This window comes from Candidatus Bealeia paramacronuclearis (genome assembly GCF_035607555.1).
GTDB classification, from domain to species: domain Bacteria; phylum Pseudomonadota; class Alphaproteobacteria; order UBA9655; family UBA9655; genus Bealeia; species Bealeia paramacronuclearis.
Map to the genome: position 1 here is coordinate 149,981 of NZ_JAVHWZ010000003.1, position 16,690 is coordinate 166,670.

At 44.3% G+C, this 16,690-nt stretch carries 17 protein-coding genes and 1 tRNA gene; 6 read left to right on the top strand and 12 right to left on the bottom strand.

Features of this window, described 5'->3' with window-relative positions; genetic code table 11:
• Positions 1-432 precede the first annotated feature (432 nt).
• A complete protein-coding gene (gene glnA, locus Bealeia2_RS08995) occupies positions 433-1,839 on the top strand; it encodes a type I glutamate--ammonia ligase (RefSeq protein ID WP_331256701.1) in 1,407 nt (468 codons plus the stop codon).
• Here the strand turns inward: glnA and Bealeia2_RS09000 are convergent.
• Genes Bealeia2_RS09000 through truB form a run of 6 tightly spaced genes read right to left on the bottom strand, consistent with a single transcriptional unit; the run spans position 1,836 to position 8,486 of the window.
• Entirely contained in the window at positions 1,836-3,197 is a 1,362-nt protein-coding gene (locus Bealeia2_RS09000; RefSeq protein WP_331256702.1) for a (Fe-S)-binding protein, read from the bottom strand. The genes glnA and Bealeia2_RS09000 overlap by 4 nt on opposite strands.
• A gap of 12 nt (positions 3,198-3,209) precedes the next feature.
• The gene (locus tag Bealeia2_RS09005) at positions 3,210-3,629 is read right to left on the bottom strand and encodes a rubrerythrin family protein (RefSeq protein ID WP_331256703.1); all 420 of its coding nucleotides are present in this window, start codon (positions 3,627-3,629) and stop codon (positions 3,210-3,212) included.
• Positions 3,630-3,679: 50 nt separating this feature from the next.
• A complete protein-coding gene (locus Bealeia2_RS09010) occupies positions 3,680-5,077 on the bottom strand; it encodes an NAD(P)H-dependent flavin oxidoreductase (RefSeq protein ID WP_331256704.1) in 1,398 nt (465 codons plus the stop codon).
• A 25-nt stretch (positions 5,078-5,102) separates the two neighbouring features.
• Positions 5,103-7,226: a polyribonucleotide nucleotidyltransferase gene (gene pnp / locus Bealeia2_RS09015; protein ID WP_331256705.1), complete on the bottom strand. Its 2,124-nt coding sequence runs from the start codon at positions 7,224-7,226 to the stop codon at positions 5,103-5,105.
• 56 nt (positions 7,227-7,282) lie between these two features.
• Positions 7,283-7,552 carry a 30S ribosomal protein S15 gene (rpsO, locus tag Bealeia2_RS09020; protein WP_331256706.1) on the bottom strand — a complete coding sequence of 90 codons (270 nt, stop codon included), beginning with the start codon at positions 7,550-7,552 and terminating at the stop codon, positions 7,283-7,285.
• A 16-nt stretch (positions 7,553-7,568) separates the two neighbouring features.
• The gene (gene truB, locus Bealeia2_RS09025) at positions 7,569-8,486 is read right to left on the bottom strand and encodes a tRNA pseudouridine(55) synthase TruB (protein ID WP_331256707.1); all 918 of its coding nucleotides are present in this window, start codon (positions 8,484-8,486) and stop codon (positions 7,569-7,571) included.
• Between the two features lie 189 nt (positions 8,487-8,675).
• Between truB and Bealeia2_RS09030 the strand changes: the two genes are divergently transcribed.
• The gene (locus Bealeia2_RS09030) at positions 8,676-9,809 is read left to right on the top strand and encodes an ISAs1 family transposase (RefSeq protein ID WP_331256708.1); all 1,134 of its coding nucleotides are present in this window, start codon (positions 8,676-8,678) and stop codon (positions 9,807-9,809) included.
• Positions 9,810-9,827: 18 nt separating this feature from the next.
• Entirely contained in the window at positions 9,828-9,971 is a 144-nt protein-coding gene (locus Bealeia2_RS09035) for a hypothetical protein (protein WP_331256709.1), read from the top strand.
• A 287-nt stretch (positions 9,972-10,258) separates the two neighbouring features.
• Here the strand turns inward: Bealeia2_RS09035 and Bealeia2_RS09040 are convergent, their stop codons facing one another.
• Entirely contained in the window at positions 10,259-10,606 is a 348-nt protein-coding gene (locus Bealeia2_RS09040) for a hypothetical protein (RefSeq protein ID WP_331256710.1), read from the bottom strand.
• A gap of 154 nt (positions 10,607-10,760) precedes the next feature.
• Between Bealeia2_RS09040 and Bealeia2_RS09045 the strand changes: the two genes are divergently transcribed.
• The 3 genes from Bealeia2_RS09045 (at position 10,761) to Bealeia2_RS09055 (ending at position 12,978) form a co-directional block, all read left to right on the top strand.
• Positions 10,761-10,836 (top strand) — tRNA-Ala (locus Bealeia2_RS09045).
• 33 nt (positions 10,837-10,869) lie between these two features.
• On the top strand, positions 10,870-11,172 hold the full coding sequence (cyaY, locus tag Bealeia2_RS09050; RefSeq protein WP_331256711.1) for an iron donor protein CyaY: 303 nt from the start codon (positions 10,870-10,872) through the stop codon (positions 11,170-11,172).
• 3 nt (positions 11,173-11,175) lie between these two features.
• The gene (locus Bealeia2_RS09055; RefSeq protein WP_331256712.1) at positions 11,176-12,978 is read left to right on the top strand and encodes an ABC transporter transmembrane domain-containing protein; all 1,803 of its coding nucleotides are present in this window, start codon (positions 11,176-11,178) and stop codon (positions 12,976-12,978) included.
• On the opposite strand, the gene Bealeia2_RS09060 is transcribed toward Bealeia2_RS09055, so the two are convergent.
• Genes Bealeia2_RS09060 through tatA form a run of 5 tightly spaced genes read right to left on the bottom strand, consistent with a single transcriptional unit; the run spans position 12,979 to position 16,636 of the window.
• Positions 12,979-14,169: a LysM peptidoglycan-binding domain-containing M23 family metallopeptidase gene (locus tag Bealeia2_RS09060; RefSeq protein ID WP_331256713.1), complete on the bottom strand. Its 1,191-nt coding sequence runs from the start codon at positions 14,167-14,169 to the stop codon at positions 12,979-12,981.
• Positions 14,166-15,449 carry a serine--tRNA ligase gene (gene serS / locus Bealeia2_RS09065; protein WP_331256714.1) on the bottom strand — a complete coding sequence of 428 codons (1,284 nt, stop codon included), beginning with the start codon at positions 15,447-15,449 and terminating at the stop codon, positions 14,166-14,168. Before serS ends, Bealeia2_RS09060 begins: the two co-directional genes overlap by 4 nt.
• A complete protein-coding gene (gene tatC, locus Bealeia2_RS09070) occupies positions 15,449-16,225 on the bottom strand; it encodes a twin-arginine translocase subunit TatC (RefSeq protein WP_331256715.1) in 777 nt (258 codons plus the stop codon). Before tatC ends, serS begins: the two co-directional genes overlap by 1 nt.
• Positions 16,218-16,448 (bottom strand): Sec-independent protein translocase family protein, encoded by a 231-nt coding sequence (locus tag Bealeia2_RS09075; protein WP_331256716.1) that lies wholly within the window; start codon positions 16,446-16,448, stop codon positions 16,218-16,220. The genes tatC and Bealeia2_RS09075 overlap by 8 nt, the downstream gene beginning before the upstream one ends.
• Positions 16,445-16,636, bottom strand: a complete 192-nt coding sequence (gene tatA / locus Bealeia2_RS09080) for a twin-arginine translocase TatA/TatE family subunit (protein ID WP_331256717.1) — start codon at positions 16,634-16,636, stop codon at positions 16,445-16,447. The genes Bealeia2_RS09075 and tatA overlap by 4 nt, the downstream gene beginning before the upstream one ends.
• Positions 16,637-16,690: the final 54 nt, after the last annotated feature.

The following is a 16,690-nucleotide window of genomic DNA, read 5'->3' on the forward strand; positions in this document are numbered from 1 at the left end:
CTTGAGGTGGCCTTTTTTCAAAAGCCGGGAAATATAATTGGCGCCCTTGCATCTCCACCTGTCCTCAAAGGTGCTCCTCCTCCAAAACAAGGGATAAAGATGTTTCAAAATTTGAGGTGAGAGAAGGCTTCAAAACTTTTTGTTTGAGTTCAGATAGATGTGAGACAGATTTAATCAGAGGACGCTTTGGAAAAAGCATCCTATAGGATTTGGCCTTGGTAGTTCAATGAGGTTTTCAAAGCCTGGATTGTCAAGGGTTTAAGTGAAATGTACCTTGACAAGACTGGCTGAAAACCTATTAATTTCATCAAGGTCAGATCAGTCTCATTTGATATGAACTCCTACATTTTTTAAAAGAGCACTTGTTCTTCCTCGCAAAAGGGTTTATTTCTCTACAGCGTCGTTTCCCTTAACTGCGCGAGCTTATTCATTATGTCCTCCTCCCTTAAAAATACACTTTCTCTCATTGAAGATAAAAATATCGAATATGTTGATTTTCGTTTCACCGACACACTTGATGTTTGGCATCATGTGAGCTTTCATGCCTCTTGCGTGGATGAAGAACTCTTGGGTAAGGGGGTCATGTTTGATGGATCCTCGATTCCAGGTTGGAAAGGCATTGAAGATTCAGACATGCTCATGTGCCCGGATTTAGAGACAGCGGTTATGGATCCGTTCACGGCGCATTCCACCCTCAATATTATTTGCGATGTAATCGAACCCACAACGGGAGGAGCCTACAGGCGCGATCCCCGCGGTGTCGCTAAACGCGCTGAAAAATACATCATCGATTCAGGTATTGCCGACAGAGCTTATTTTGGACCAGAGCCAGAATTTTTCATCTTTGACGATGTCCGTTATGGCGTTGAGATGAACAAAGGATTTTATTATCTCGATTCTTCAGAAGGCCCTTACAATAGTGGACGTAAAGAACCCAATGGTAACCTCGCCAATCGTACCGATGTGAAAGGTGGATACTTTCCCGTGGGTCCCGTGGATCAAATTCATGATATGCGCGCCGAGATGCTCTCAACTATGCAAGCTATGGGCTTGGAAGTTGAGAAACATCACCATGAAGTGGCACCCAGCCAACACGAATTGGGCTTTAAATATTCAACACTGACAAAAACAGCGGATCATCTTCAGGTCTATAAATACGTCATTAAAAATGTGGCCCAAATTTATGGGAAAACGGCCACCTTCATGCCCAAACCCATATATAAAGATAACGGCTCAGGCATGCACGTTCACCAATCCTTATGGATGAAAGACAAGCCCTTGTTTATGGGCGATGCTTATGCAGATCTTTCAGAAATGGCCCTTTATTATATTGGTGGAATCATTCGTCATGGAAAAGCCTTAAACGCATTCACTAATCCCACCACAAATAGCTACAAACGCTTGGTACCAGGTTATGAAGCGCCCGTGATGCTGGCGTATGCTGCGCGCAACCGCTCTGCGGCCATTCGTGTGCCTTTCACACCCTCTAAAAAAGCAAAGCGTATTGAAGTCCGCTTCCCCGATCCTGCGGCCAATCCTTATCTAGCATTTGCAGCCATGCTTATGGCGGGCTTGGATGGCATTAAAAACAAAATTCATCCAGGGGATGCACACGAAGCCAATCTTTATGACGAGAGGATGTCTCATGGTATTCCAACCGTTTCAGCATCCCTTCGAGAAGCGCTAGAGTCCCTCGATCACAGCCGTGATTTCTTGAATGCCGGCGGTGTTTTTTGTAATGAACTTATTGATGGCTTTATTGAACTTAAAATGCAAGAAGCCAAAGCGCTTGAAATGACACCGCAACCGATTGAATTTAAGATGTATTACGGGGTTTAAAGGACGCCGTAAGCACGAGCTAAAATCTCAAGAGGGTGCTGCGTCGGCATCAACCCTTGAGAGGGCTCCAAAACCTCAAGACCTTGGGCGATGTGAGTTGCTGCCAAGGGACATTCGGAGGTGACAACTGCGGGTTGATATTTAAGCGCTTCTTGCGCCACAGGTTTTCCAACTTTCAGCGCTACTTCATAATGTTCTTTCATAAATCCCCAGGTGCCGCCGTGCCCGGAGCAGCGCTCAATCACATTGAGTTGGATTTCCGGGATCAACTTCAACATCTCCTCTGCCTTACGTCCCATGTTTTGCGCACGCGCATGGCAGGCAATATGAAGCGTCACTGGATCTGAAATCGCATTGACGGGTGCCGGGAGCCCCTCAGATTTTTGAAGTGTCATAATATATTCGCTAAGATCCAAAGTTGATTCGGCCAGCTTTTGAATCGTTCCATTTTCAGGCAATAAGAGCGGCCATTCAAATTTCATCATAAGTGCACATGAGGGTACAAGGGCCACAATGTCATAACCAAGATCAATCCAAGGCTTCATGGCTTCAGAGATCCCTTGAGCGCTAGTAGCTACTTGAGGAAGTCGGCCTTGTTCGAATTGCGGCATGCCACAGCATCCTGGATAAACTACCTCAGTTTCAATTCCAAAATGTGCCAAAAGACGCCGCGCCGTCATGCCCAAATCGGGATTATTGTAATTCACAAAACAAGTCGCATAAAGAACGGCTTTGCGCCCATAGGCGGGTGCAGTTGTATTAATCACAATTTTTTCATCTTGCGCGCGCAGAAGAAACGTTTTTCCATGAAATTGAGGAATTTCGGTGCGGGAATCAATCCCTGCCACTTTTTCAAGAATTGGACGAGTGTATTTATTGTCTCTGTGATTCGCCCAATTTACAAGTCCGGGCGCTACGGAGGCGATTTTTCCATTGCGGTCCGTTTCAGAAAGTTGACCCGAAATCCAAGACGTCTCGCCTTTTTTTTGTTCCACAGCTTTATAACGCAACATCAAATGGGGGAAATCAAGATCAAATTCATGGGGCGGGACGTAGGGGCACTTGGTCATAAAGCAAAGATCGCAAAGAGTACAATTATCAGCAACCTCCTTAAATCCTTCACTTTGAACTGTATCAAGCTCACCCGATTGGGACTCATCAATCAGATCAAAAAGTGTGGGAAAGCTCTCACAAAGATTAAAACAACGCCTGCAGCCGTGGCAAATATCAAAAACCCGACGCAGCTCTGCATCGAGTTTTTCTTCATCATAAAAATCTGGATTTTTCCAATCAAGGGGATGACGGAGGGGGGCATGGAGGCCACCTTCTTTAAGATTGGCTCCTGCTCCCTCACTCATCTTTGGATTTCCTTATGATAAGTTATTCAGGGCTTTTTCAAAGCGCCCCGCGTGGGACCGCTCCGCTTTAGCCAGCGTTTCAAACCACTCCGCAATTTCTTCAAAACCTTCATCTCGTGCGGTTTTCGCCATACCTGGGTACATATCGGTGTATTCATGGGTCTCACCGGCAATGGCGGCTTTGAGATTTAGGGCAGTATCTCCAATGGGCTTTCCTGTTGCAGGATCCCCAACTTCTTCCAAGAACTCGAGGTGACCATGAGCATGGCCTGTTTCACCTTCTGCAGTAGAACGGAAAATAGCGGCCACATCGGATAAACCTTCAACATCAGCCTTTTGTGCAAAATAAAGATAGCGACGATTGGCTTGGGATTCCCCGGCAAATGCGTCCATCAAATTTTTGGCTGTTTTGGAATCTTTTAATTGGCTCATATCATCCTCCTTTGAGATTGTTAAAACTTTAATGAAATTAAATCGTAAAATCAATAACCGGTTACGATTCTCTCGACCAATTCTTTAACTGTGGGCACATACCCATTGGCATAAAAAGGATCTTGAGCAAAACGATAGGCTGCATGTCCAGCAAACATCAATTGATTGTTGATTTCTTCACTGTGGGCGATGGCTTGCAATGTTTTTTGGATGCAAAAAGAACGAGGATCCGCTTTGTGACCTGTGGTTCCAGTTTCATTTTGAGACCAGTTACTAAAAAGGCAAGCGCTCAGGCAGCCCATACAATCGATTTGATCAGCCCTAATTTCATCGGCCTTTTGTGGAGTCACAAAAATAATTGTGGAGTCCGGTGTTTTTAAGGCTTCCGTGAATCCTTGTCCAACCCAAGTTAAGGCATCTGCTTTATCATGGGGAGTAACATAGACGGGCCTTCCACGAGCGCCCACGGGGAAGCTTTCGGTGTGATCTCCCAAAGGTCCCGTTGTGTAAGCAATTTGATGCATTTTGCGTTCTTTGAGCTCATCCAAAAAAGGATTGGAAACAGCGGAGGAATAAAATCCTGTGGGGCTGAAACGATTGAGATAAACATCCCCCGGTTTGAGCGTCAAAAGGCGTTGTTTCCAGGCCTCAGAAATAGGGCTCTCTTTCGTCAAAAGCGGGCGGGTTCCAAATTGGAACGCCACAGGACCGATTTCAGGATTGTCTAACCAATGCTCCCACTCATTAAGATGCCAAACGCCACCCGCCATAATGACAGGGACATGTTGAAGTCCAAACTCATTCATGACCCGGCGAAGCTCTGCTACCCGTGGATAGGGATCTTCCGGTTTTTGAGGATCTTCAGAATTACTGAGTCCATTATGACCACCAGCAAGCCAGGGATCTTCATAAACAACGCCCCCAAGCCACTCGGGATATTTATGATAAGCACGTTTCCAAAGGGCACGAAAAGCACGCCCAGAGGAAACGATAGGATAATAAAAAATGTTATAACTTGAGGCAATTTCAGCCACTTTATAAGGCATACCGGCTCCACAGGTGACACCATCTACAAGAGGAGCAACTTCATTTAAAATTCCCTCAAGAATTTCTTCAACGGCCGCCATTTCCCAAAGCACATTCATATGAAGGCCGCCCTGTCCATTGGAACGTTCGTGGGCGATCTTCGCCTGGGTAATTCCCCCTTGAATAGAATATTTCACCAATTCGTGATGGCGTTCACGGCGTGTTTTTCCTTGGTAGACTACAGGAATAAAATTTCCATTTTCGTCATAGGAATCAGCATTCACCGCTGAAAACGTACCCACGCCACCGGCGGCAGCCCAAGCGCCCGAGCTTTCGCCTGTGGAAATTGAGATGCCTTTTCCACCTTCAATCAGAGGAAGGGCTTCCTTGCCGGATAACCGAATCGTGTTTAAAGCTTTCAAGCCCACACTCCTATCAATAATCTACTTAGTTTGAAACTTCAGTTGCTGGTGAAATAATAGGTTCACCTGTCGTCTGGTCAACCCCTTTCATACCAAGTCGCACTTTTCCACGATCAAAACCAAGAACTTTGACATAAACTTCATCGTCAACTTTCACAACGTCGCTCGTTTGAGCCACGCGGTGAGGTGCTAATTCGCTGATATGCACGAGACCATCTTTACCGCCCATGAAATTGACGAAAGCCCCAAAGTCCATGAGTTTAACGATTTTACCTTTGTAAATCACGCCAATCTCGGGCTCCATCGCAATGCCTTTAATCCATTCCACGGCTTTTTCAATGGCCGCATGATCAGTTGAAGAAACCTTAATAACGCCATCATCATTGATGTCCACTTTAGCGCCTGTAGTTTCTGTGATCTCGCGAATGACTTTACCGCCAGATCCAATGACTTCACGGATCTTGTCTTTGTTAATTGTAAAGCTCACAACACGTGGCGCATGCTCGCTCACTTCCCCGCGGGATTGGGTTAAAGCGGATGCCATTTTGGTGAGGATATGAAGACGTCCTGCCTTTGCTTGGTCAAGGGCTATTTCCATAATCTCTTTGGTGATGCTTGTAATTTTAATGTCCATTTGAAGGGCTGTAACACCATCTTCGGTTCCCGCCACTTTAAAGTCCATATCGCCCAAATGATCTTCATCTCCCAAAATATCTGAAAGAACGGCAAAGTCTTTACCTTCTTTAATTAAGCCCATGGCAATCCCAGCCACAGGGCGAGCTAAAGGAACGCCTGCGTCCATCATCGCCAAAGATCCACCGCACACCGAAGCCATGGAAGACGATCCATTGGATTCGGTAATTTCAGAGACAACACGAATAGTATAAGGAAATTCTTCTTTGCTCGGGATCAAAGGGTTCAGAGCACGCCATGCTAATTTTCCATGTCCGACTTCACGGCGCCCAGGGGCCCCCATACGACCCGTTTCACCCACAGAGTAGGGAGGGAAGTTGTAATGCAGCATGAAATGCTCGCGATATTCACCTTCAATGGAATCGATGAGTTGTTCGTCACTGGCAGTTCCCAAAGTGGTCACCACAATAGCTTGTGTTTCACCGCGTGTGAAAAGTGCGCTGCCATGTGTACGGGGAAGAATACCCACTTCGCATACGATAGGACGAATGGTTTTTGTGTCGCGCCCATCAATGCGCATTCCAGTTTTCAAAATGTCACCACGGACAAGATCTTTTTCCAAATCTTTAAAACAAGAGTAGGCCAAACTTCCGTCAAAACCTTCTTCGATTAAAGCTTCGATCGTTTGGCTTTTCACAAGGGTTAGTTTTTCATGGCGTGCTTGCTTTTCCTGAATTTTATAAGCTGCAACGAGTTCTTCTTGGCAAAGTTCTGTCATGCGCGCAACAAGCTTTGGCAATTCAGGATTGCTTACAGGAAGATCCCAAGGATCTTTCGCACATTTTTCAGCCAAACGGATGATGGCATCAATTACGGGTTGGAAAGACTGATGTCCAAAGTTCACAGCCCCTAACATTTGAGCTTCTGAGAGTTCTTTGGCTTCAGATTCCACCATCAAAACGCCTTCACGTGTTCCTGCAACAACGAGGTTCAACAAAGACTCTTGTTGTTGATCAAGCGTTGGATTGAGCACATATTCGCCATTAATGAGGCCGACGCGAGCTCCGGCAATAGGACCTAAGAAAGGCACGCCAGAAATTGTCAATGCCGCGGATGCACCTACAATAGCTGCAATGTCCGGTGTGTTTTCCATGTCATGGCTTAAAACCGTGCAAATAATTTGTGTGTCATTCAAGAAATTATTAGGGAAAAGCGGGCGAATGGGTCTATCGATAAGGCGAGAAATCAAAGTCTCACGATCGCTGGGTTTGGTCTCGCGCTTGAAAAATCCACCAGGAATTTTACCAACAGCATAAGTTTTTTCTTGATAATGCACCGTGAGGGGGAAAAAGGACGCATCCGGTGCCGCCTTTTTGGCTGCAACCACTGTACAGAGGACGACTGTGTCTCCATAACTGACAACAACAGCTCCGTCCGCTTGACGCGCGATTTTCCCTGTTTCCAGAACCAGCTTTTGGCCAGCCCATTCTAATTCTTCACGATAGACATTAAACATATGTTTTCTTTTCCTTATGATTTTTTAAAAGCCCGAGACCTAAATTCGCCAAAAAATTAACGACGGATCCCAAGGCGTTGAATGAGGTCTTGATAACGTGCGAGGCTTTTGCCTTTTACATAATCCAAAAGCTTACGACGACGGCTAACCATCATCAAAAGACCGCGGCGTGAGTGGAAATCCTTAACATGTGCTTGCATGTGTTGACTCAAAGAGTTGATACGCTCGGTCAAAATGGCCACTTGAACTTCAGGGGAACCTGTATCAGTTTTATTGGTGGCGTAGGATTTAATAACTTCTTGTTTCTTTTCTGCAGTAATCGACATCTCTTTACCTTTCAAATTAGATGTTAAAAATACGATAAGGCTTCAACGCTCCTTCGTGATACAGTGCCAGGCCCAGGGGCTCGGATGTTTGCGTTTTTACAAACACGGTCGCATCTTCGGGATAAGACAAATTTGGCCTTGAAATAGACTGACCTTGTCTCAATCGTCTCGCCTCATCATCCAACACTTCAACGGCCAGGATGTCGTCCAGCACCGACTGAAGTGGAAGAATGGCATTATTAATTTCTGCTTTATGCCCCAATTCCAGATAAGAATCTAGCAAAAAAGCATTCTGGACTAAAAAAGGACCCACTTGCGTTCGTCTTAACTGAATAAGATGTCCCCAAGATCCCAATTTCCGGGCAATGTCCCTCCCTAAACTTCTTACATAAGTCCCTTTGCCGCAGATGACTTCAAATTGAAATTCATCCGCATTATTTTGGGATAAAAGCCTCAGACTTTCAATATAGATCTCCCGTGGAGGAAGATCCAGGACTGCCCCAGCCCTCGCCAATTCATAGGCCCGTTTGCCTTGAATTTTGAGAGCTGAATAGGCTGGAGGGATTTGTTGGAGGTGTCCTAAAAATTCAGGGAGTATTTTTGCGATGTCTTCTCCCGTGAGCCTAACGGGTGAAGTTCGTGTGACTTCCCCTTCCGTATCTTCAGTTGTAGTTTCTTCTCCAAATTTGAGAGTGAATTGATACGTTTTTAGGCCGTCCATCCCAAAAGAAATCACTTTTGTGGCTTCCCCTAAAGCCAGGGGAAGAAGACCCGTTGCAAAAGGATCGAGTGTTCCCGCATGTCCAATTTTTTGCGGCCTCAATTTGCGCTTGAGCTTTGTAACCACATCCGTCGAAGTTAGCCCCACAGGTTTGTCGATCAAAACCCATCCATTGATGACATTTCGCCCACCCTGACCATTTGCATTTTGCATATTAAAACCTTTTTACACATTTTAAAATCACTCAAAAACCATCATCTCGAGCATTCAAAAGCAACTTTATACTTTTGAATGCTTGCAATGACAATGGAGATTGCTTGGATCACCAGGGCCACCTCATGAAAAAAAATAGCTAAGAGATAGAAAAAATGAGAGCCTACCTGAAAAAAACAGGAGGTAGAAATGGGAATAGAAGTTGAAATTAGTCTTTTAGATCATTTTAAAGATATAGAAGATCCAAGGTCTGAGCGTAATCGAGACTACACAATGTCAGAAATACGCCTTGTCACTCTGTGCGCTGTAATATCTGGAGCAGAAGGATGGCAGGATGTTGAAGACTTTGGAAAGGCAAAGATTGACTACCTTCGTCAATTCTTACCTTACAAGAACGGAATTCCCAGCGATGATACCTATCGTCGATTTTTTAGAGCAATAGATCCCAAGGAATTTCAAGAGCTGTTTCGAAGTTGGGTCGAAAGTCTTAAATCTCAAATGCAAAAGAAAGTTATTGCTATCGATGGAAAATCATCACGGCATAGCTTTGATGAGGGAACTGATATGTTACATATGGTTAGCGCTTATGCGTCAGAAGCCAGATTGGTGTTAGCGCAGGAAAAAGTCTCAGAAAAAAGCAATGAAATCACAGCGATTCCTAAGCTTTTGGAATGGTTAGACCTGAGAGGAACAACAGTCACCATTGATGCAATGGGATGTCAATATGACATTGCCGATCAAATCATTCAGAAAGAGGGAAACTATATTTTTTCTTTAAAAGGAAATCAGGGAACTCTTTGCGAAGATGTAACAACCTGCTTGAGTGATAGCGAATTGAAAACAATTAACAATATCAGCTCTTTTAAGGATTACGATAAAGGTCATGGCCGCCTTGAGACAAGGCAATGTTGGGTCACACATGATGTGGCCTGGCTGCGAGAGCGGCATCCTCATTGGAGCTCAATTCATAGTATCATTCGTATTGATTCTAAACGAGAAACCAAAGATAAAACCACTTACGAAACACGATATTATATCTCTTCTCTCCAAGAAACTCCTCAGAAGGTCCTGGGGGCTATTCGAAGTCATTGGGAGATAGAAAATAATCTTCATTGGGTTTTAGACATGTCTTTTGGAGAAGATCAATCTCGCATCAGGAAAGAAAACGCCCCTCAAGTTATGGCTATTATTCGACATATGGCTTTAAATCTTTTACAGCTTACCAAAGATAAAATGAAGCGTCAGTCTATTAAAAGGCTTAGAAAAATGGCCGGTTGGGATGACAACATCCTTTCCAATATCCTCACTCAAAAATTTTCATGAGGTGGCCCTGCTCAAGTTATGGCTATTATTCGACATATGGCTTTAAATCTTTTACAGCTTACCAAAGATAAAATGAAGCGTCAGTCTATTAAAAGGCTTAGAAAAATGGCCGGTTGGGATGACAACATCCTTTCCAATATCCTCACTCAAAAATTTTCATGAGGTGGCCCTGCCCTATCCCACCCAACTACATAAATTTTATTGAATTACAACGCTTATTTTGGCTTTCCCCTGCCTTTATAAGGCCTTTTCATTGGCAAGGGGTGTATTCTTTCAAATCTTTTCGTAAATCAATATACGTTTTGATCACAATATTTTTGTAAACGGTGAACCTCCACGGGGCAAGCCCCGTGGTATCTCGTTGGACTAAAGGCCAAGTTCAAGCTGCGCTTGCCTCATATCACTAATTATATGAGGGGCGCTTCATCCATGGGACAAGCCCCATGGTTTTATGCGCGTATAAAATCGGCTTTATTGACTTTTCCGATAACAACATGTTTGTGGGGATTTTTCCCATCTTGATGAGGGCCTGAGATAATTTTGCTCTCTGCTTGTACACACGCTGTTCCTTGTAATTTATAAAATTCTCTGGAAACAATTCCATCAAAATATTCAACATCCGTACAAACATTTTGATGAATAAGCCTGTTGTTTCCATCTCTGACTTCACCAATTTCTGTTATTTTTCGGATACTGCGTGTGAAATCAAGATCATCTTTTGTCCAATAAATCGTAGCACTCAGATTTACGACACTAAAACTAAGGGCCAGAGACATAAATACTATTTTTTTCGTCATTTTGAATTCAGCTCTTTTTAATTCTTTTCTTAAAAAGAATAGGTGCACTTATGAATTCGAATCAAGGGGTGAAAAATTAAAATCATCTCACATTTCTTAATTTTAGCACTTGAAAGTTATGCAAAGCCTGGATATGTTTCATCTCATTAAAGTCGGGGTCATAGCTCAGCTGGGAGAGCGCTACGATGGCATTGTAGAGGTCGGCGGTTCGATCCCGCCTGGCTCCACCACTTTTCCTCAAAAATAGAATACATGAGGCCGTCATGAACGAGATTGATTTCAGGGGGGTTGTACTGCCCTACATGGCGAAAATTCTAGATTTTTTTGAAACGCACTATCCTGCCCTTGACATTGAAGATGAGGAAGATTCAATTACCATTGAACTTTCTGATCAGAGGCAATTCTTAATTAATATTCATCCCATCTCAAAGCAAATTTGGCTTTCCTCCCCGCTTTCAGGTGCGCATCACTATGCTTATAATGGGGAGACGCAAGATTGGATGGATACGCGAGTCGACCTTTCCCTTTTATCTCAACTCAAGTCTGAACTTGAAGAAGTGGCCTAACTCATGTTGCGCGAGCCTAGTTATGCGGAAGAAAATCAACTACCCTCCCGTGCACGTGCTCCCATCCAAAGTCTTAAAAAATTAACCCCCTTTTTAAAGCCCTACCCCAAAATTATGATCTTGAGCTTTACTTCAATTTGCGTAGCCGCAGGAAGTGTGATTGCTGTAGGATCGGCGCTGAAATATCTTGTGGATTTTGGATTTAAAAATAACGGAAGCTCCCTTCTCACCTGGGCTATTTTAGTTCTTTTTTTGGTGATTATTGTGATGGCATGCGCCAGTTACATGCGACTTTATTATGTCTCGAATTTGGCAGAACATCTTGTTGCCGATATCAGAAAAGCTGTTTTCACTCATCTCATCAAACAAGATGTGAATTTTTTTGAATCCACACGATTAGGCGAAATTCAATCGCGATTGACAACCGACACAACGCTTCTTCAAATTGTGATGGGGACCTCAATCCCTGTGGCGATTCGCAATATTCTGATTATTATTTTTGGAATTGGAATGCTGATGACCACCAGTCTTTTGCTTTCTGTTGTGATTTTGGTTTTAATTCCTGTTGTATTGATCCCCATTATTCTTTACGGAAAAAAGGTACGAAAATTCTCGCGCAAAACCCAAGAGGAGACGGCAGAAATCTCAATCCGTCTTGATGAAACTTTTGGCTTTATCAGAACTGTTTTTGCGTATTGCCGTGAAAAATATATGGCCATTTCATTTTCCGAGCATGTCACAAGGGCTTATGACGCCTCGATGGAGCGCGTTCAGGCCCGTGCACTTTTGACCGCTTTTGTAATGATTCTTGTCTTTTCTGGTGTGAGTGTTGTGTTATGGATCGGCGGACAAAAAGTCATTACAGGCGAGATGTCAGCAGGTGCCCTTTCAGCTTTTGTTTTTTATGCGGTAGCGGTGGCTGGCGCCTCTGGAAGTTTGAGTGAAATTCATGGAGATCTTTTGCGGGCTGCCGGAGGCTGTGATCGCATTATTGAGTTTTTAAACCTCAAATCTGAAATCCAATCCCCTTCTACACCTGCCCCTTTTCCGTCCCCTTTACGCGGCGAAATTAAGTTTGAGCGCATTACATTTACATATCCCGCACGTCCCGACAAAATGGTTCTCGAAGATTTCTCTTTGGACATTGCCTCAGGAGAAACGGTAGCCGTTGTAGGGCTTTCGGGGGCAGGAAAATCTACCCTCATCAGTTTGATCTTGCGTTTTTATGATCCTAAATTTGGACGTGTCACTTTGGACGGGGTTGATATCCGAAGTTTGAATCTTGATGATTTAAGGCGACCCATGGGATATGTCTCTCAAGATCCCATTCTTTTCAGCACAACGATTTCTGAAAACATTCGCTTTGGAGATTTGAACGCCACACAAGACGACATCAGAAAAGCCGCTGAGGCCGCTTATGCCCTTGAATTTATAGAAAGCATGCCGCAAGGATTTGAGACTTTTGTAGGCGAAAAAGGGGTTCAACTTTCAGGCGGTCAACGTCAACGCATTGCGGTAGCGCGTGCGATTTTAAGAAATCCCCGCATCCTCCTTTTGGATGAGGCGACCAGTGCTTTGGATACTGAAAGCGAAGGGCATGTCCAAAATGCCCTCACGAAATTGATGGAAGGTCGTACAACGTTGATGATTGCCCATAGGCTTTCCACCATTCGCCATGCGCATCGTATTATTGTACTTGATCAAGGTCGCATTGTGGCAGAAGGACCCCATGATCAACTTATGGCGCAAGAGGGGCTCTACCAGCGTTTGGCCAGCATCCAATTTCAATATGATGAGAAACCTTAGTTACGATCCCAGTTTTGTCATCGGATCAATCGCTTTAGTGCCTTCACGGATTTCAAAGTGAAGTTGTGCGTCCTCACCATTCTTACCGCTTTTGGCAATAGGTTGACCTTGCTTGACCTTGTCGCCTTTTTTGACAAGAATCTCTTTATTATGAGCATAAGCGGATTTTAGACCATTGGGGTGCTTGATCAAAATCAAGTTTCCAAAACCTTTAAGCTCATTTCCAGCATAAATGACTTCACCACTTTGCGCCGCTTTGACCGCGGTGCCTTCGGGAACTTTGATGTTAATACCGTCATTTTTGGCTTTGCCTGTTTTGGTGCCAAATTTTGAAACAACAGGTCCTTGAACGGGCCATGCAAATTCTGTCGCTTCAACTAAAGCCTCTTCTTTGGGAGCAGGTTCTGCAACTTTAGGTATCTCGGCAACAGGAGGTGCTTTCACTACAGGTGGTTTAGGCGTATCTGGTTTTGAAGAGGTTGTTTTAGCAATGGTTGTGCCCACAGCCGCACTTGCCCCTGTCACAAGAGGCAAAACCCCCGGCTCATCTTCATGCTCGTCCTTCTTTTTAGGTTTTCCTGTTTCTTGGGCAAGCTCGTCTGCAAGATCATCTGGAAGAAGCGCCGTTTTAGAGGGAGTCTTTGCCGCCAATCCTTTAGGCTCATCCAATTTTTTTGCGATTAAAGGTAAGGGTGCCAAACTACTGGCTGCAATAACTGGGGTGGGAGGTGCCACCACAGGATCTGTATCTGCTGGTGGAATGGTGAGGCGTTGTTTGGGAGAAAGTGATGCGGTTGTTGTGATTTCATTTTCCCGCGCCAAAGCATCCATATTAACGCCATACATGGCGGCCACATCCTGCAAAGTCTCTCCTGGGGAGACGATGTGCTCATTGGGTTGAGGCAGTTCAAGAACTTGCCCCATCCGAAGCTCATAAGGGGCGGGAATATCGTTCAAAATCACAAGCGCTTTTGTGGAAATTCCATTTTGATAAGCAATACCATAAACGGTGTCTTCAGGGCCTACTGTCACTTGCTTGGGCCGATTTGCTGAAAAATCGAGGCCTTTCTTTTGAGGCTCTGGTGAGATGAGTTCAGGGGTTCCCGCACAAGCAGAAAGGATCAACGCCAAAAGAGATACTGAAACAATTTCCGTGTGGCGACGTGGGGAATGTGTGAGAAGTTTTTTCATGACGTCCTCTTTGTAATGTGAGTTTGACCACCCATATAAGGTTGTAAGATGGAAGGGATGCGAATGGACCCATCGGCCTCTTGATAATTTTCCATAATTGCCAAAAGCGTGCGACCAATGGCCAGACCCGATCCATTTAAGGTATGCACAAATTTTGTTTTCTTGCCTCCTTCCGGATCCCGCATACGCGCATTCATGCGCCGTGCTTGATAATCGCCGCAATTGGACGTACTCGAGATTTCGCGGTAAGCATTTTGTCCAGGAAGCCAAACTTCATTATCGTAAGTTTTTTTGGATTGAGATCCCATATCCCCTGTAGAAAGAACCAACGTCCTGTAATGAAGCCCTAATTTCTCAAGGATGTTTTGAGCCGCTTTGAGCATCCGGTTGTGCTCGGCTTTGGAATCCTCAGGGGTTGTGATTCCTACAAGTTCCACTTTGTGAAATTGGTGCTGGCGGAGCATCCCTTTGGTATCTTTTCCGGCAGATCCTGCTTCTGAGCGAAAGCACGGTGTATACGCCATATAGCGGCGTGGTAAAGTTTCGTAATCAACAATCTCATCCGCCACCAAATTAGTGAGAGAGACTTCAGAAGTAGAAATCAACCAATAACCATTGGTGGTTTGAAATAAATCTTCTGCAAATTTGGGGAGCTGTCCCACGCCATAAACCGCATTATCGCGCACCAAATAAGGCGGCGAGATCTCCTCATATCCAAACTCGGAACGATGGGTATCGAGCATGAATTGACCAATCGCACGCTCAAGGCGTGCCAGATCACCTTTTAAAACTACAAAGCGCGCACCTGACATTTTGGCGGCAGCCTCAAAGTCCATGAGACCTAAAGCTTCGCCAAGCTCTCCGTGTTCTTGAGGTGTAAAATCAAATTGAGGTTTTTCTCCAAAAATGTGCACCTGCACATTGGCAGATTCATCTGATCCCACAGGTACGTCCTCAAAAGGAACGTTGGGGATAATCGCCAATAGAGATTCGAGTTTTTGCGAGATTTCTTTTTCTTCGTCTTCAAGGCGGGGAAGATTTTCAGAAATTTGATTCGCCTCAATCATCAGGTTGGTCGTGTCTTCACCTTTGCCACGTGCCATACCGATGCGCTTAGAAAGCGCATTTTTGGCATTTTGAAGATCTTGCACTTCTGCAATTTTAGAACGACGCGATTCATCGAGTGCAATTAAATCGGTAGCCTGAAACACAGTGCCTCGGGCTTTCATAGCGGTATCAAAATCTTGCGGATTTTCGCGAATCCATTTTATATCGAGCATTAGGAAGCCTTCACATTCTCTTGAGTTTGCATTATACGCACTTTCTCTGTTCTTTTTACCAAAATTATAGAAATTTCATAGAGGGCATAAAGCGGAATAATCAAACTAATGGGGCTAAAAAAATCCGGGGGTGTGATGATCGCGGCCACAATAACAATTCCCAAAAAGGCATACTTACGTTTGTCTTGAAGCATTTTAGAACTCACAATTCCCAATCGCCCCAAAAGATACATCACAACAGGAAGCTGAAAACAAAGGCCAAAGGAAAAAATCAACTTGAGAACCAAGGATAAATATTCCTCAACGCGGGCTTCCAATTGAATGGGAAGAACACCAGGAGAGGGGGGCGTTTCAAAACTGAGGAAAAATTTCCACGCCACCGGACACACAACATAATAGGCCATAGCACTTCCCAAAAGAAATAAGAGAGGGGCACCTAAAAATAAAGGGATCGCCAATTTTTTTTCTTGAGAATAAAGACCCGGGCTTAAAAATTGCCAAACTTGATATGCCAAAACGGGGAAGGATAAAAAGAGGCCTCCGAAAAAAGAGATCTTTAAATAGGTTATAAAAGCTTCCGTAAGGCCCGTATAAATCAAACGTCGTCCGGGTTGACCTTGCAACAATGTCGTTAAAGGTTCGACTAAAAATTCAAAGATATCTTGGGAAAAGAAATAGGCCAAACCCATGCCCAAAACCAAAACACTTACCACAATCAAAAGACGCCGCCGGAGTTCTATGAGATGCTCGAGTAAAGGTTTTTGGACGTCATTCATCTTGAGGAATTTGTGCTGCTTTCTTGCGCTTTTGCGTCAGGGTTTCAACATCATTGAGATTTTGGATATTGTGCATTTCTGTCATAAAATACCCACTCCACATTTTGATTTTTCCAACAATACGTCCGAACATACGAAGGACTTTAGGAAGATCTTTGGGTCCAATAATAATCAACGCCAAAATAGCAATGACGATGCTTTCGGCCCAACCTCCGAGACTCATGGCTTATCTTTCTTTGGAGACTCAATTAAAGTTTGTGGTTTGTCTTCTTCCCCACCCTCTTTCATCCCATCGCGAAAAGCCCGCATACCTTTGGCCAAATCTGCCATAACTGAGGGTAGTTTGCCTGCGCCAAAGACAATAAGAATCACAACTAGAACGAGTAAGACGTGACTAAAACTTAAACCCATGACTTTTTCTCCATTTAAAATTCATCCTGAAATGAATTCAGCATGACGATACTA

Coding starts and splice junctions, on each gene's coding strand:
- glnA (WP_331256701.1), top strand. CDS start 433: ATGTCCTCCTCCCTTAAAAATACACTTTCTCTCATTGAAGATAAAAAT.
- Bealeia2_RS09000 (WP_331256702.1), bottom strand. CDS start 3,197: ATGAGTGAGGGAGCAGGAGCCAATCTTAAAGAAGGTGGCCTCCATGCC.
- Bealeia2_RS09005 (WP_331256703.1), bottom strand. CDS start 3,629: ATGAGCCAATTAAAAGATTCCAAAACAGCCAAAAATTTGATGGACGCA.
- pnp (WP_331256705.1), bottom strand. CDS start 7,226: ATGTTTAATGTCTATCGTGAAGAATTAGAATGGGCTGGCCAAAAGCTG.
- rpsO (WP_331256706.1), bottom strand. CDS start 7,552: ATGTCGATTACTGCAGAAAAGAAACAAGAAGTTATTAAATCCTACGCC.
- truB (WP_331256707.1), bottom strand. CDS start 8,486: ATGCAAAATGCAAATGGTCAGGGTGGGCGAAATGTCATCAATGGATGG.
- Bealeia2_RS09030 (WP_331256708.1), top strand. CDS start 8,676: ATGGGAATAGAAGTTGAAATTAGTCTTTTAGATCATTTTAAAGATATA.
- Bealeia2_RS09035 (WP_331256709.1), top strand. CDS start 9,828: ATGGCTATTATTCGACATATGGCTTTAAATCTTTTACAGCTTACCAAA.
- Bealeia2_RS09040 (WP_331256710.1), bottom strand. CDS start 10,606: ATGACGAAAAAAATAGTATTTATGTCTCTGGCCCTTAGTTTTAGTGTC.
- cyaY (WP_331256711.1), top strand. CDS start 10,870: ATGAACGAGATTGATTTCAGGGGGGTTGTACTGCCCTACATGGCGAAA.
- Bealeia2_RS09055 (WP_331256712.1), top strand. CDS start 11,176: ATGTTGCGCGAGCCTAGTTATGCGGAAGAAAATCAACTACCCTCCCGT.
- Bealeia2_RS09060 (WP_331256713.1), bottom strand. CDS start 14,169: ATGAAAAAACTTCTCACACATTCCCCACGTCGCCACACGGAAATTGTT.
- serS (WP_331256714.1), bottom strand. CDS start 15,449: ATGCTCGATATAAAATGGATTCGCGAAAATCCGCAAGATTTTGATACC.
- tatC (WP_331256715.1), bottom strand. CDS start 16,225: ATGAATGACGTCCAAAAACCTTTACTCGAGCATCTCATAGAACTCCGG.
- Bealeia2_RS09075 (WP_331256716.1), bottom strand. CDS start 16,448: ATGAGTCTCGGAGGTTGGGCCGAAAGCATCGTCATTGCTATTTTGGCG.
- tatA (WP_331256717.1), bottom strand. CDS start 16,636: ATGGGTTTAAGTTTTAGTCACGTCTTACTCGTTCTAGTTGTGATTCTT.